Origin of the sequence: Corallococcus sp. CA054B (assembly GCF_003611625.1) — a bacterium.
Lineage (GTDB): Bacteria > Myxococcota > Myxococcia > Myxococcales > Myxococcaceae > Corallococcus > Corallococcus coralloides.
The window spans coordinates 45,749-59,815 of record NZ_RAVY01000035.1 but is presented as its reverse complement, the minus strand read 5'-3'; the positions used below and the strand labels follow the sequence as shown (position 1 = coordinate 59,815).

The window sequence follows — 14,067 nt, the reverse complement described above, 5'->3', positions numbered from 1 at the left end:
TTCTACAAGAAGATGAAGGCCCTGGGCCTGCGCCGCGGACAATCTGACTCGTAAGTGCCTGCATTTGCTGCTCCTTTTTGAAGGTACTGCCCCCACGGACCGCCCCATGGCTGGTCCGTGTGCTTGCCGTGTGCTCGTCCGCCATCCCTGAAACCACCCGGAACCGGCCGACCTGCCGCGCCAGGTGGGCGACGTCGTCCGCCAAGTAGATGGCGGCCGTCACCTGGGGGGACGCGTGCCCCAACAGGCGCTGGGTGGCCACAAGGTCCCCAGTGGCCTGGTGGACGAAGCTGCCGAACTGCTTGCGAAGCCCATGGAAGGTGAAGCCCGCCGGCAGCGTCACGCCAGCCCGGCTGGCGATAGAGCGCAGAAGCTTCGTCACGTGCCAGCTCGTGTGGCGCATGCCGCCCTTCCGGGGCGCCGGGAAGACGAGCCCATCCCCTCCCCCGACGCGCTGCCTGTAGGCGTCCAGCTCCGGGCGAAGCTGCGGGTGGACGGGCACGAGCCGCTCCTTCGAACCCTTCGTCGTGCTCCGGGACCAGCTGCGCCGGACGTGGATAACGCCGTGCTCCCCAGCGTCCCAGTCGATGTCCGACCACTTAAGGGCCCCCAACTCGCCGCGGCGAAGGCCCGTTAGCAGCGCCACGACCAGGAGGATGCGCCACGGCCCGGCCGCGCCGAGCAACGTCGCAATCTGCTCCGGCTGCAGCACCGTCACGGCACGCCGTTCCAGGGTTGGGCGGTCCACCGCATTCCAGGGGTTCTCCGCGATGAGCCCCAGCTTCCGACGCGCGTACTCGAAGACGAGCCGCGAGCGGATGTGGAGCATCCGGGTGGTCGCCGGGGCTTGGCCCGCGTCACGGGACTTCTGGAGGAGCGCCTCGCAGTCTGCCGGCGTCACGCGGTTGACGAGCTTCTTGCCGAAGTGCGGTGCGATCCACAGGCGGATTTGGCTCCGCATGGGCCCGAGGCTCGACTGGTGCTGGCTGGCCGCTTCGTAGCGCCGCAGGAGTTCGTCGCACGGGATGGGCGTCACCATGCGCTTCTCCACACCTGACTTCACCCGTTCTGCGAAGATGGCCTTCTCGTGGACGAGGCGCTCGGCCTCCGTCTGCATACGAGCCGTGCTCCGCTCGCGAACCATCCGCCCGCTCTCGTCGCGGTAGCGCAGCCACCACGTCCCATACTCGGGCGCCTCCCGACGGAGCCGCTTGCCTGCCGCGATGAGCGCCCGTCCGGCGCTGTTTGGGCGGAAGTACGAGCTCGTCACGGCTGTCCCTCCGACGACTGGCGGTCCACCCACGCGCGCACCTTCACCGGGTCGAAGCGGTAGTTGCGCGTTCCAAGCTTCACGAACGGGAAGCCCGTGTTGGAGCGCACCTGCTTCCACACCCAGGCGGAGGACACCTTCAGGTAGGTCGCCACATCATCCGCTGTCCAAAAGCCGCTCGCGGGGACCGCGGCCATCTGCTGGGAGGAGTCCTCCCTTGAGCTGCCGGCACCACCGCTGTCGTCACAGTTGACCATGGCGTCCCCCGTCACGACTGAACAATCTATCAGGTTCGATGCATGCCAACAACTGCACGGGTAGGCCACCTCCAGGCCTGACGTGCGTTAGAGCAACCTGCGCGCCAACGCTCTTCGGCCGCACATCCGCCCAACCCGCACGCATCGTCCGTCCGCACGCAGAGACGTCCGTCCTGCCCGCGCACGATGCGGCGACACGATGAAGCGGCAGAGGCTGTGTGATCTGCGAGTGACCCACGGCGACCCCAAAACAGGCCCCGCTGGTGCTGAGAGATCACCAGCGGGAACCCGCGGACACACCTGCAGCACCATCACGTGGTTGCAGGGCCCTATCGCCGGCCAGACCATCACGACCAACCGGCGAATTCTGTGGCGAAGCTTTGGGATGCCCGCTGTCTCTCAGTCAGCGGGTACTACGGAACGACTTCGATAATCGTTACTGCTGGTGAGACTGGAAAGCAAGTCGGCTACTTCGAAATCGAGCGCGACGTCCCATCTTCCGGCTCCGCCTTCACCGGCGCGTAGCACCCGCCCTTGTGCTCGTAGAGATCATCGGGACAGGGCGGGGCGTCAGCAACGACCACCTGCACCCAGCATCCCCCGTTGATCTCCTTCTGGCTCCCGCGGCACGGCGGACGCCGTTGCACCTTGAAGGGCCGAGATGGCATGTCGCGAGCGATGAAGGGAGACACCTCACTGACGAGGAGCACAGGTGCCTCGATTTCTTCCATCGCGGTCTGACCAACACCGTTGGTCAGGACGACGGACTCGGGCTCGTGTTGCTCCGCGACAACCGTGCGCGGAGGTTCACTGGACGGCTCGTGCTGCCGCTGCGGCAAGATGAGGTTGCCGAGGAATGCAGTAACAAGCAGCCCAAGCGCGGCGTCCTTCCAATGCTGGACGACGAGCGTTTTACCCCTGTTCGCATGACGCCGCACCAAGCCGCGCCACCGTTGCCTGCGTGTGAGCGGTGGCGCCAGCAGGTGCTCACGCAACTCCGGCGCCCCCATGGCACGGTCCAGCAGCTTCGGAAGGTCCTCGCTCACAGCTACCAACTCCTCGTGCACCTTGGCGGTAGCCGCCGCATGCGGGAGTCGCACCTGGAGCGCGCGGAACGCAGGAGAGTCGGAGGACGTCCAGGTGACCTCGAGGGACGCGCTGGGAAACTGCTCCAGCACCTCTTCCGGCGTCGTCTGAACGAGCTGCGACTCCTCGACCTCCGGCCGGACGACGATGGCGGGCTGTCCCGTCTGGACGTGGCGCGCCAGGTAGACGTCACCCTGCTCCGTCCGGCGCTCAATGCACCGGCCCAGGTGGTACTGCCCCACACGGCCGGTCTGCCGGCCCTCGTTGGCGCGCGGCTCTCCCGGACCCACACCACCGCCTCCGCGCGCGCGCTGAGACGTACCACCGCCCCGGCTATTCATCCCGCTGCCCATCGCGAACTCCCGCTCACCTGCCTGGAGAGGACTCCGGCAACCTGACTCTACGGCGCTCCCCCGACTTTCCGGGCTACTTCCTGGGCTTCGCAGAAGGCTCTTCAGTTCTGACACTCGCGAGCAGTGGGCGGATGAGCTCGGCCACGATGACGCCCTCGGTGACGCCCTTCACCCGGGCGCGCTTCTCCACTTCGGCCCAGTCCTCAATGCCCAACGAGGTGGCCAGGTCGCGGACGATCCGAAGGCTCTTCTCGATGACGTCCGTCTGGCGCATCCCAGTGGCGACCACTCCGTCCACGTACTCGGAGATGTCGTCGTCAGGCTTGAAAGTGATGACCCTCTTCTTAGCGCCTGTTTGCTCCGCCTTCTTCGCCGCAGGCTTTGTTGGAATCACGTTGCGCCTCTTCTGGTGAATCGCCGTCATCGCTCCCACGGTCGCTCCTTACCCGCTTAGTGCGCGGTATCACAGGGCCAAGCCCAACCACGACAAGGTATTACCACGATATACTAAGTATTCAATCGATTGACTCGGTATTACCGAGTCGCTATCTTGTGTCTCGTTGAGGCGGACGGACGTTGCCCCTCGGGGGAATGGTCGCGGAGCGGGAGTTCGGTGGTTGCCACCGGAGACGCCAGCAGGAGCAGCAACGCAGCACGGACACGAGCGAGTGGGGGCAGACGATGCGAGCGATGGATGCGGCGAAGGCCCGAGAGAGCCAGTGGTTCCGGAGGAAGGACGACGGGCCGACGGTGGATGACCGGCAGATCCGCGAGGTGAAGGCGACGCGGCGGCAGGGCAAGCCGCTCGTCACCTTCACGGACACCGCAGGCGAACTGCACCGGCATACCGACGTGCTGGAAGTGCGCCGGTAGCACCATCGGCGGGCGTCACCACGCGCCCGCAGCACCCCACCCACCACGAGGACGAGATGGCCAACGACATGGCGACGGGAGAGGTGCGCCCGCAGACGGACGACGCGGAGGCGCTGCTGAAGGAGGCAGCGGACCTGGAGTCCCGCGCGACGCACAAGGAGCGGCAGGCCAGGGCGGACTGGTGCTCCTCGGAGGGCGCCGTCTTCCTGGAGCGCGACGCGGACACCTGCCGTGAGAAGGCCGCCGCGAAGCGCGCGAAGGCGCAGCAGCTGTGCAACCCGGGGCGCGTGACGCCCCAGAAGGAGGAGTGCCGTGGCTGAGAAGAAGACGAAGACGCCGCGCGAGGTGCTGCGCACCTACTTCGACGAGCACGAGGTGGAGCCGGAAGTGCTGCGCGCGTGGCAGGAGTTGGACACCACCGTCGAGGGCGTAGCGCTCCGGCTCGCGGCCGACCTGGCCCAGCTGAAGGGCGGCGCGAAGTGAAGCCCCTGCACGAGCTCGCCGAGGCGCTCGTCGTCCTCGCCCGCGAGGGGTGGACCCCGCCCGACCGGGACGCGGCGAGCCTCGCGCAGCAGGTGCGCGAGCTGGAGGCGCAGCAGGCCCAGTCACAGGAGGTGCTGCAGGCCGTCGAGTACCTCCAGGAGGCGTGCGAGCCCGACGCCACGCGCGAGCGGTGGCTGCGCCTCCAGCGCCGCGTCACTAGCACGCGGCTCCAGCTGGCCCGCCTCAACGAGGCGGAGGTGTACCTGCGCGCCGAACTGGAGCGCCAGGTGTGGCTCGCGAGGCACCTTCGCGCGCGGGCTGAGGCGCAGCAGGCCGCCGCGTAGCACGTCAGACCCGTAGGATATGAAACTGGCAATCAACCTGAGAGGTTGCATTGCCGGAAGCACGCCGCTCCCCCTGCCCCGCCTACGCCGAGCACCCGGAACGAAGCTGGGTGCTGTGCGAGCGCGAGTACGGACACGACGGGCGGCACCGCTGGCGGGACATGGAGTGGGACTGCCTCACCCCGGAAGACGAGGTGCAGGCCGAGTTACGCGAACTGCTGCGCCAGGCCGAGCAGGCCGCAGGCGAGAGCTACGAGTAGGAGCGGATGGAAATGACGGGCACTAACACGACCACAGGCACCACCGAGAAGCCGTTGGAGCGCAGCTTGGTGCGCAAGTTGGCCGAGGTGATGGGCGAGGTGGAGCGAGTCCCGAAGACAGGACGCAACGACTTCCACCGCTACGACTACGCGACCGAGGCGGACATCGTCTCGGCTGTTCGGAAGGCCATGGCCGACCGCGCCCTCATGTTGATTCCCTCCGTGGTGAAGACGGAGTGGCGCGACGTGGAGCGCAACAAGGGCGGCAAGGACCGAATCGCGACGCTGACCGTGCGCTTCACGCTGACCGACGGCGACAGCGGAGAGGAGCGGTCCTTCGAGGTGCTGGGCGAGGGGCAAGACCAGGGCGACAAGGCCACGTACAAGGCGCTCACCGGCGCGGTGAAGTACGCCTTGCTCAAGCTCTTCCTGATTCCCACCGGCGACGACCCAGAGGATGACGGGCAATCCCACAATCAGCAGTCGCAGCGCGGAAGCCCGCAGCGCGCACGTCATGCGATGGGTGACGGAGTTCCACCCCAGCGCACGAATACCGCGCCTCCTCACGCCGCCCCTCGGGCTGGAGGTGCCGACGACGTCGCCGCAGCCATCGTCTCTGAGTCCGAGCAGGTGACCAAGGAGGAGTTCCCCGCCCTCTACGCGCGTGCCCAGGGCCTTCCCAAGGGGAGCAAGGCCCGAGAGGTGGCGGGCGAGGCGGTGAAGGCCGCCGCGAAGCGCCTCGGATTCACGGCCCGGCAGGTGGCTGTCATGCAGAAGCAGCCGCAGCGCGAGCCCGGTGCGGACGGCTGACCATGCGCCGGTGCCGCCCGCGCAAGCCGTCGCCCGACGTCCTCCGACACAGGGCCAACCGCGCCGAGTACTTCCACGCGCTGGACGTACTCCACGGGCGCACGCCACCGGAGCCTCCCGCGCCGCAGCCCACGGACACCGAGTCCACCAGTGCAGCCCCGGGGAGCATGGAGTTCTCCCCACCTCCGCCCGCGAAGAACGCGCCCAACGGCAACTGCTACTGCGGCGCCCCGCTCATCCACGGGAAGGACGGCCTCATCTGCGGATGGGGCCTGCACGACGGTTGAGTCATCAGCTTGCGCAACACCGCGCGTTCCGACGCCGTTTCACACGGCCCGGGCCGGTCTCTTAGCGCGCGGCGTTGCAACCCGGTGGCATTGGGCCACCGGGCCTTGTCGGTGGAGCGGCCAGCACACCACCTGGCTGGACGGAGCGCTCCACCTCACCCCGCGCGGCATAGGGCTACGCGGGGCCTTTCACGGCGCTGACGTTGAGCGCTGCCCGGCGGGGGCGGCCCCCCACCCGCCCTCGCCGGGCCCTTCCGTCCGCAGCAGCACCCGCAGCACCTGCCGATGACGGGGCGTGGGCCCCCGCTGGACGTCTCAGCGCTCCCGGTTCGACTCCGGCGTCGGCACTCCGTCCAGCCGCAGCACCAACCCCCAGGAGTCATATGTCTTTCCGTTCGCGTCTCGCCGCGCTGGCACTCGTGTGCCTCGCGGCATGCAGCAGCGCCGAACCGGCGCCCACTCCCACTCCGCCCGAGCCCGCGACGGGCGCGGTGCTCAATGCCCTCTACCGCGAGGACAAGGACGCGCCCGGCGTCATGATGGACTTCGCGTTTGGCGCCCACGGCGAGGTCCTCGCGATGGGCCCGCCGGGCAGCGTGGCCGACCGCATCAACCGGGACACCACCGTCATCGACGCCCAGGGCCGCCCCGCGGAGGACTGCGCGGTGAGCGGGCATGAGCACCAGGACCTGCCCTTCTTGCCGCAGATGCTGGTGTCGCCCGTGCCGGGCCAGGTGGCGCCCTGGCAGGACTTCGGCGAGCTGCTCACCGCCGTCCGGGCACGTGCGGCGGAGGTGCTCGCGGCGGAGAAGGCCGCACAGGACGCCGGGAAGCCGGTGCCCGCGCGCCTGCCCATCGTTGGCCTCACCCTCTTCACCATCCATCCCGGCATCAACGCATCGGGGGTGAATGTCGCCGACGCGCTGGAGGCCGCCGCACCGGGCTTCTTCGTCTACCTCTTCGACGTCGATGGACACGGGGCGCTGCACAACTGGACGGCTGCAACGCTGGTGGGCTTCAACCCGAACTCCCCCGACCCCGAGGGCGGGCGCTTCGGCCGTGACGCGGCCGGCCGCCTGGACGGGCATGCCCACGAGCAGGGCGCGCAGGTACCGTTCTTTCGCTTCGTCGCGGCGTTCATCCCCTTCGAGGTGAAGGTCGCGCAGCTCAACGCCTTCACCTCCGCCGCCTTCGCGGCCGGCTACTGCCGGACGGTGGACATCAACTTCGTGGACCCCGTCCGCGTCGCCGAGCAGGTGCGCGCCGCGACGGCCGAGCCGCAAGTCATCGTGAGCGCGTGCCTGCCGACAGGCCCGGGCGAGCTGGCCGACTGCCAGCCCAACGCGGATGGCATCACCATCCTCAAGCGCTTCATCGACGGCGCCTTCGCGGACGGCTTCGCCAACACCGACGAGGACGGCAACCAGGACCAGGAACTCGCGTACCTCAACCCGGAGACGCTGCCCGTCCACACCCTCCCCTGGTGGGGCAACTACAACCTGACGGACGCGCAGCTCGACCGGGACCTCGCGTGGGTGCTCGCCGACAAGGAGCAACGGCGGCTGGTGCTGCACGCGGCCGGGCGCGGAGCCATCGGCCAGGTGATGCGCCGCATGGTGGCCGTGGGCGGCTCGCTGGAGGCCTTCCGCGACGTCGTCACCTTCGAGCACGTGGACCTGATTTCACCGGACCAGGTCGCCGTGCTCGGTGCTGCCGGCATGGCCGTGGTGCTCAACACCCCGCACTTCGACCTGTTCCCCGTCATCCAGCTCCGCTACCCCTCGCGCATCGTCGCGGAGTCCCAGCCGGTGGCCTCGCTGTACCGGGCGGGACTCACAGTGGGCTATGGCGGGGACCGCTTCCTCGCGCCCGAGCCCCCGTTCGCACAGGCCGGCCGCGCGGCGACGCACCGCAACCCGGCCGAGCGCATCGACTTCGCCACCTACTGGCGCTCGCAGACCCAAACCACCGCCGAGCTGCGCGCGATGAAGGGCGTGGGCGCGCTCAAGGTGGGCGCGCGGGCGAACCTGCTCATCCTCAACCAGGACCCGTACGCGGTGGCGCCCGAGCAGATTGGCGCCACGCGGCCCCTGGTGACCGTCTCCGACGGCAGGGTCGTCTACTCGGACGGCACGCTGGTCCCGGCCACGCCGTAGCCCCTCCCCTTCACTGAGGCAGCCGGCGGGCGGTGCATCGCGGGCCGCCCGCCCTCTTCTCGCGCGTCGTCGCGACGGCGGCGCGCTCCCCAACAACGAAACGAGACGAACGTGACGAAGACGAAGAGCAGTGGCGGCCTGCTGGAGCTGGCGGACAGGCTGGAGGACGCCGCGCAGATGCTGCGCGACACCGTGGCGAAGCTGGGCGGCGTGGTGACGCCCGCGCCTGCGGCGAAGGCGCCCCCGATGAGCGCGGCCAGGGCGGCGAAGCCCGACAAGGCGAAGGCGGCCCAGGCTGACGGCGCGCGCGCGTGCGCCATCAAGGGCTGCGGCAAGCCCAGCCGGACGAAGGGCTACTGCGCGGCGCACTACCAGAAGCTGCGCAACCTGGAGAAGACGAACCGGCGCCCGGCGGCGTGGGCCGACAACGCCAATCCCAACAGCGTGGAGGACGTCCAGTTGCCGCGCGGCCGCGCCGCCTCGAAGGCGCTTGCGGAGGCGAGCGCCCAATGAAGCCAGCGGACGTCAGCGGCATGCCGAAGGAGCTGGAGGAGGTCCGCCGCATCGCCCTGGGCGAGGTGGCCGCCGATGAGGCGCAGGTCCGCGCCGCGCTGGCGCAGGCATGGGCCTGGCTCGCGCCGCTGACGTCCGCCTCACTGTCGGCTGAGCCGTCTCCCGGCGCGGCGAAGTACACGACCGAGGATGTGGAACGGTGGTTCCGGGCAGTGGTCGCGCGGACAAAGGGTTCCATCGAAACGATGATGGTCCGGATGCTTCGCGACGCCGCGCTGGAGGGCGCGAAGGTGCCGGGGCTCGTGGCGGACAACGCGGCGCTGGTGGACGCGTTGAAGGAACTAGCCGACTTAATGGACGGTGTTATCGACGGCTCGTACACGCCCGATTCCTTCACGCTCCAGGTTGCTCACCGAGTACTGGCCGAGGAGCACCCCGGCGAGGCCCTACTCGCGGAGCAATCGCGCGAGGTGTCCACGCTCCAGGCCCGGGTGGCGGAGTTGGAGCGCGAGCGAGACACCTTCCGCGCTGGCGAGCGAATCGCCCGGGACCGCGCCGCGCAGGCGCTGGAACTGCGTGACATCGCCGAGTCCGAGCGTGACGCCCTCTGCGCGCAGGTGCAGGGCCTGAAGGCGATGCTTCCTGCTGGGCTTGACCTGTACTGGTCAAAGCGCGACGGCGCTCCCGTCATCACCGCCCACGGGAAGCATGAGCACCAAGCCTTCGAGGCCGTGGCCGCTGTCCTCGCTGCCATCGCCGCCCTGTCCACCACACCAGCCACGCGCCTGGACCCGAGGGCGGAGCTGCTCTGGCGGGCCGCGTGGGATGCCCGTGCCGCGCTCCGCCAAGGTCGCAGCGCCGGTGCCATCGCCCTTCTCACCACGGCCATTGATACCACGGCCATCGACGCAACCACCGAGACGACGCCCGCCCCGGAGCGACAGGAGCCGAGCACAGTGGCGCTGCCGTACCGGATGCTCAGCGCCCTGGACGTGCGCCCCGCTGTGCCACCGCTCAGCGAGCGCCTGCGGAACTCCCTCGCCAAGCTGGGCCACGAGCCCACGCCGCTGACGACTACCGCGGCGGAAGCGCTTCACCCGTCCGGGCGCTGCACCTGCGCTGGCGAAGGCACCTGCGCGTGGTGCGGGGCGCGCTGCGAAGCGTGCGGCAGCCCGTACATCCCCGAGGCCGTGCGCCACGCGCTCGCCAAGGTGTGGAGCGCCCTGCACGTCACCACCGCACACCAGGGCGTGGCCGTTGCGGTCCTCCGGGCCGTGTACCCGGAGCTGCCAGTGCCGAATGCTCGGGTCGGCGCGGACAGCCTGCTGATGTGGAACACACTCGCTCAGGCCGTCACCGAGGCCGCGCGCCTCGGTGCGGCGGACATGCGCGAGCGGGCGGCGTGGACCTCCAGCAACGTGCCGCTGCGTGAGGCGGAGGAGCGCATTCGCCGCCTCTCGCTGCTCCCCTGGGAGGAGGTGTCCCGTGGCTGAGCCGCTCGTCTACCAGTACCGCCTCCGCACCGAGAAGGGCGCCTGGCTCGCGGACGTCATCCTCCGGAGCGACGGCTTCTTTGCCACCGTATCCGACTGGGGCAACTACGCATTCCGGTGGACCGCGCCGGGGCGCGAGTTCCGCGCCTTCGTCGTGCAGCTCGCGGGCCAGGGCGACTACGTATGCAGCAAACTGGAGACGCGTGACTGGTGGGATGGCGCGCGGACACTGAAGCGCATCCGCGAGCACATCCTCACCTACCGCCGCGACGGCACCTACTCGAAGGAGAAGGCGGCCGAGGCGTGGCAGTCCCTCGCTGATGCCCTGGGCTGCTGGAGCGGGCGTGACGCGAAGGATTGCGACGAGATCGGCATCGACCAATTCGCGGTCTGGTGTCACGACACCGAGTTGGAGATGCCCTACGAGTTCGCCTCCTACGACTACCCGCCGGACGTGCGCGGCTTCTGCGAGAACGTGATGCCCGCGCTCGCCACCGCCATCCGCGAGGAGCTTCTGGCCGCGGCCCAGGCTCTTGCGCTCCAGCACGAGCGCGAGGCCTGGGAGTCCGAGGGAGGTGCCGTCCATGGCTGAAATGCCCGGAACCTTCGTCGTCCTGGAAGGCGGAGACGGCAGCGGGAAGACGACGCTGGCTCGTCTCATTGGAGACGAGCTGCACGCTCAGGGCGCGCGGGTGCTGAACACGGAGGAGCCCTCCGGCGGGCCCGTGGGGGTGCTGATCCGGCGCATGCTGGCGGAGCGTCCCCTGTCCCCGGAGGTGATGGCTCTTCTGTACGCGGCTGACCGTGCGCACCACACGGGGACAGTCATCCGGCCGGCGCTCGCCCGCGGCGAGGTGGTGCTGTGCACCCGCTACGTGCTGTCGTCCCTGGCCTACCAGGGGCCGCACGTGGGCCTGGAGCGCGTGATGGGACTCAACGCCCATGCGCTCAAGGCGGACCTGCTCCTCTTCTTGGAGTGCCCTGTGGACGTCGCTCTCGGACGCGCGGGAGCAGCACGCACCTTAGACGCCTACGAGACGCCTGCTGTCGCGGCCAGCGCGGCCGCCGGCTACGCACAGGCCCTCACGTACCTGGAAGCCCAGGGCCAGCGCGTAGTCCGCGTGGATGCTGCCCAGGGTCCCGCGCAGGTGCTGCGCGCGGCGCTCGAGCAGGTGCTGTCCCTGCTCCCCCGCACCAACCCGTAGCCGTCGCTCCGGATCACCCCCATCACCACCTGCCGGCCCGGGCGCCGGACGGTAGGGCTCTACCCGCGCGCCAGCGCCCCGCGGGGCTGACGTTGACGTACGTGCCCGCAGGGACACGCCGGTGCCGGGCCTGACAGGAACGTACGTCACCGCGGACGTCGCGCTGCAGGCGGACCTGCTGCCGCTGTAGCTCGCGAGGTAACAAGCCCGGGGCCGAGCGTCTGTTGGTCATGACGCCCAACACCTATCGCTGCCCCGTCTGCGGGCAGTTCCTCACACCGCTTCCAGGTGGCTTCCTGTCCTGTTCGGGCAGCCACGCCGCAGGGCCTCGCCGCCAGGACCGGAACATCTACCGTCCTGGCCGGAATGGCCGCCTCCAGCCAACGAAGATGGGTGCTGCCGCGAAGTGGCGTCCGGCCCGTGCCGCGAAGGGACTCCCTCTTGAGGGGTAGCGCCCCGCCGCCCTCCCAGGCGGTACTCTCTCCCCAGCGTTCACCGGAGGCCGTCATGGGCGTCGTGATGGTTCGCATCGACAGCATCATCCCGCCGCACGAGGTCCGCGATGACGGGAAGCTGGCCGCCCTGCGTGAGTCCATGGAGGAGAACGGCTGGCAGGGACGCCCGCTGCTCGGCGTGGCCCATCCTTCCGCCGTCGGGGCCTTCCTCGCGCTCACAGGGAGTCACCGCACCGCCGCGGCACAAGAGGCAGGGCTTGAGGAGGTCCCTGTCTACGTGGCCCAGCTGGGCGGTGGGCTCCACGTGCACGAGTCCATCCACGGCGACTCCCTCCGAAACGAGAGGGACAACCCTATTGAGCAGGAGGACCTGGCCGACTACCTCCGCCCCTGGGACCCTGGCGCAGCGGCGCTCGCCGAGGCGGAGGACGCAGCGAGCGCTGATGAGTGACGCCGGGGCCCGGCCGCACCTTGCAGTTGCAGCCGCGTGCGCATGCGAACCCTCCGTAGAGGAGGTGGCCATGCACCTGTCCCGGATGCCCATCGTGAAGCTGCACCTCACCGCCGCCGCGGCGCGTTTGCACGCGGAGGCCATGGAGTTCGGCAGGCAGCTCCCGGCCAACGCTGAGCACGTGGCCCACTTGGTGACGACGCGCTCCTGGAGGCCAGCCGCGAAGTTCAGACGGGCGTACGCGGGCCGCCGCCGGAGGACTGGGCGGCGGTGTAGCGCCGACCGTCACTTCCAGGTGGAGGCCTGTCGGGCGGCGCGGACGAGCTGCTTCACCTCAGCGTCTTCGAGCCTCACCTCCTGGTCGAGGAGCCCCGGGACGAGTTCGTGGTCCGCGAGCACGTGCACATTCTGAGGCTGCTGCACAACCTTCAGCGTCGGACGAACGAAGACGAGAAGCCCCTGTACCCAGAGTCGACGGCGCTTCGTCACCGCCAACAGCTTCTCGCGGACGTGCAGTACGTCAGCTTCGAGCTTGTCGACGTAGTCCTTGCTGAACCCTCCCACCTTGATGACGTCGCCATCCACCCAGACGTCCGCGCTGACGAGCTTCGTTTCGATGAGGTAGACGCCAGGCGGGCCAATGACGAGATGGTCGACGTTGGCGCCTCGTCGACCGATTTTCACGTCGTGCTCGACGGCCCATCCGTGCGGGACCAGCTTGGCCAGGAGAGCGCCGACGTGCTCCTCGCCGTCCGCCCCGCGTCCCCAGGCTTGCTCTGCGGTGGGAATGCCCAGGACGCGTGCGACGAGCGTCGTGAAGGGCGACTCATCCGCCAACTGCTGCTGCTTCTCACGCGCGCTCTGCCCGGCCCTGCGCCCGTCGATCGAGTCTCCGGGCCCTTTTCCCCGTCTTGCCATTGTTCCCCCAGCTGCTTGATGGGGGCCATCGTACCAGCCGTGTCGACTTTCCTCCTGGTTGGATCCCCACGCTCGGCACGCCTCCTGCTCTCCTCGCCCGCCCATGACGACTCAGGAGCGGGCGGCGCTGGCGCAGCGCCTGGAAGATGCGGAACTGGATCTGCAGGGCGCGATGCACGGGCTGGACGGGAGTCCCGAGGCCCGGACGCGGCTGGCCGAAGCCCGGGAGGAACACCGGGCGGTGGAGGCTCATGCGCGGGTGGTGCTCGCGCTCCAGGAAACCAGTGCGGCCGCGTGAGGACGAATCCGAGGGCCGCGACCACAGCGACGGCGAGGAGATTGCGCATGCCCCGAGATTCAGGGCCCCGAGGACATGGTTTAGACGGGGCCCGGTCGTTGCGTCGTTAGGGCTCCAGCGGCTTCCACTCCCCCATGACGGCCGGCACCTTCGTCAGGTCAGCCTCACGGTAGAGCATGTGCTCCTCGTCGACCTCGTACACCCGTTTCGCCTGCTGGTCGGCATACCGAGTCACCTGAACGAGAGAGCCGTACCGATTGAACCGGCCGGGAATCTCCTGGTTGGGGTAAATCGCCAAATCGCGGCGGGTACGGAACGCGGAGAGTTTCATTGTCTGGGTGTCCTTTCGTGGAGAAGGCCGAAGCCACCGCGCCTGGTTGTGCCGGGACGCTCCGACAGCCTACCGGCTCGGGCCGACGTTCCTTGGGCGCCCTCCTCATCCCAGTGGGTCAGCTCTGCCCGCGGCCATCCCCCGAATGGGGAGGCTGGCGACGCCACAGGCAGCTGCCGTAGGTTGGCGCCCTGCCCGCGGCGTCCAAGATTCGCGCCAGGGCA

At 69.2% G+C, this 14,067-nt stretch carries 20 protein-coding genes; 14 read left to right on the top strand and 6 right to left on the bottom strand.

Features of this window, described 5'->3' with window-relative positions:
• From D7V80_RS11860 to D7V80_RS11845, 4 genes are all read right to left on the bottom strand, one after another.
• The coding region (locus tag D7V80_RS11860; protein WP_233585268.1) for a site-specific integrase at window positions 1–1,117 on the bottom strand (1,117 nt) is incomplete at its 3' end.
• Window positions 1,118–1,266: 149 nt separating this feature from the next.
• A complete protein-coding gene (locus D7V80_RS11855) occupies window positions 1,267–1,425 on the bottom strand; it encodes an AlpA family transcriptional regulator (RefSeq protein WP_233585267.1) in 159 nt (52 codons plus the stop codon).
• A 569-nt stretch (window positions 1,426–1,994) separates the two neighbouring features.
• Window positions 1,995–2,903, bottom strand: a complete 909-nt coding sequence (locus D7V80_RS11850; protein ID WP_147447066.1) for a hypothetical protein — start codon at window positions 2,901–2,903, stop codon at window positions 1,995–1,997.
• 136 nt (window positions 2,904–3,039) lie between these two features.
• A complete protein-coding gene (locus D7V80_RS11845) occupies window positions 3,040–3,399 on the bottom strand; it encodes a hypothetical protein (protein ID WP_147447065.1) in 360 nt (119 codons plus the stop codon).
• Between the two features lie 143 nt (window positions 3,400–3,542).
• Between D7V80_RS11845 and D7V80_RS11840 the strand changes: the two genes are divergently transcribed.
• The 13 genes from D7V80_RS11840 to D7V80_RS11790 all read left to right on the top strand — a co-directional run bounded on the left by D7V80_RS11840 (window position 3,543) and on the right by D7V80_RS11790 (window position 12,296).
• The gene (locus tag D7V80_RS11840) at window positions 3,543–3,839 is read left to right on the top strand and encodes a hypothetical protein (protein WP_147447064.1); all 297 of its coding nucleotides are present in this window, start codon (window positions 3,543–3,545) and stop codon (window positions 3,837–3,839) included.
• A gap of 56 nt (window positions 3,840–3,895) precedes the next feature.
• Window positions 3,896–4,159 carry a hypothetical protein gene (locus D7V80_RS11835; protein ID WP_120588255.1) on the top strand — a complete coding sequence of 88 codons (264 nt, stop codon included), beginning with the start codon at window positions 3,896–3,898 and terminating at the stop codon, window positions 4,157–4,159.
• The gene (locus tag D7V80_RS41745) at window positions 4,152–4,322 is read left to right on the top strand and encodes a hypothetical protein (RefSeq protein ID WP_158616605.1); all 171 of its coding nucleotides are present in this window, start codon (window positions 4,152–4,154) and stop codon (window positions 4,320–4,322) included. The genes D7V80_RS11835 and D7V80_RS41745 overlap by 8 nt, the downstream gene beginning before the upstream one ends.
• On the top strand, window positions 4,319–4,666 hold the full coding sequence (locus D7V80_RS11830) for a hypothetical protein (RefSeq protein ID WP_120588254.1): 348 nt from the start codon (window positions 4,319–4,321) through the stop codon (window positions 4,664–4,666). The genes D7V80_RS41745 and D7V80_RS11830 overlap by 4 nt, the downstream gene beginning before the upstream one ends.
• Window positions 4,667–4,776: 110 nt before the next feature.
• Entirely contained in the window at window positions 4,777–4,926 is a 150-nt protein-coding gene (locus D7V80_RS41740) for a hypothetical protein (protein ID WP_158616604.1), read from the top strand.
• A gap of 12 nt (window positions 4,927–4,938) precedes the next feature.
• A complete protein-coding gene (locus D7V80_RS11825) occupies window positions 4,939–5,736 on the top strand; it encodes an ERF family protein (protein WP_158616603.1) in 798 nt (265 codons plus the stop codon).
• Between the two features lie 2 nt (window positions 5,737–5,738).
• Window positions 5,739–6,023 (top strand): hypothetical protein, encoded by a 285-nt coding sequence (locus D7V80_RS11820; protein ID WP_120588252.1) that lies wholly within the window; start codon window positions 5,739–5,741, stop codon window positions 6,021–6,023.
• Between the two features lie 383 nt (window positions 6,024–6,406).
• On the top strand, window positions 6,407–8,179 hold the full coding sequence (locus D7V80_RS11815; RefSeq protein WP_120588251.1) for an amidohydrolase family protein: 1,773 nt from the start codon (window positions 6,407–6,409) through the stop codon (window positions 8,177–8,179).
• 111 nt (window positions 8,180–8,290) lie between these two features.
• The gene (locus tag D7V80_RS43885; RefSeq protein ID WP_370452483.1) at window positions 8,291–8,692 is read left to right on the top strand and encodes a cell wall protein; all 402 of its coding nucleotides are present in this window, start codon (window positions 8,291–8,293) and stop codon (window positions 8,690–8,692) included.
• Window positions 8,689–10,185: a hypothetical protein gene (locus tag D7V80_RS11805; RefSeq protein WP_147447063.1), complete on the top strand. Its 1,497-nt coding sequence runs from the start codon at window positions 8,689–8,691 to the stop codon at window positions 10,183–10,185. Before D7V80_RS43885 ends, D7V80_RS11805 begins: the two co-directional genes overlap by 4 nt.
• Entirely contained in the window at window positions 10,178–10,777 is a 600-nt protein-coding gene (locus D7V80_RS11800; RefSeq protein WP_120588249.1) for a hypothetical protein, read from the top strand. Before D7V80_RS11805 ends, D7V80_RS11800 begins: the two co-directional genes overlap by 8 nt.
• Window positions 10,770–11,390, top strand: a complete 621-nt coding sequence (gene tmk, locus D7V80_RS11795; protein WP_120588248.1) for a dTMP kinase — start codon at window positions 10,770–10,772, stop codon at window positions 11,388–11,390. Before D7V80_RS11800 ends, tmk begins: the two co-directional genes overlap by 8 nt.
• A gap of 507 nt (window positions 11,391–11,897) precedes the next feature.
• Entirely contained in the window at window positions 11,898–12,296 is a 399-nt protein-coding gene (locus tag D7V80_RS11790) for a ParB/RepB/Spo0J family partition protein (RefSeq protein ID WP_158616602.1), read from the top strand.
• A gap of 285 nt (window positions 12,297–12,581) precedes the next feature.
• On the opposite strand, the gene D7V80_RS11785 is transcribed toward D7V80_RS11790, so the two are convergent.
• A complete protein-coding gene (locus tag D7V80_RS11785; protein ID WP_158616601.1) occupies window positions 12,582–13,133 on the bottom strand; it encodes a nuclease-related domain-containing protein in 552 nt (183 codons plus the stop codon).
• A 184-nt stretch (window positions 13,134–13,317) separates the two neighbouring features.
• Here D7V80_RS11785 and D7V80_RS11780 point away from each other — a divergent pair, with 184 nt between their 5' ends.
• Entirely contained in the window at window positions 13,318–13,512 is a 195-nt protein-coding gene (locus D7V80_RS11780; protein WP_120588245.1) for a hypothetical protein, read from the top strand.
• Between the two features lie 106 nt (window positions 13,513–13,618).
• Here D7V80_RS11780 and D7V80_RS11775 read toward each other — a convergent pair whose 3' ends face one another.
• Window positions 13,619–13,843, bottom strand: a complete 225-nt coding sequence (locus tag D7V80_RS11775) for a hypothetical protein (protein WP_120588244.1) — start codon at window positions 13,841–13,843, stop codon at window positions 13,619–13,621.
• Window positions 13,844–14,067: the final 224 nt, after the last annotated feature.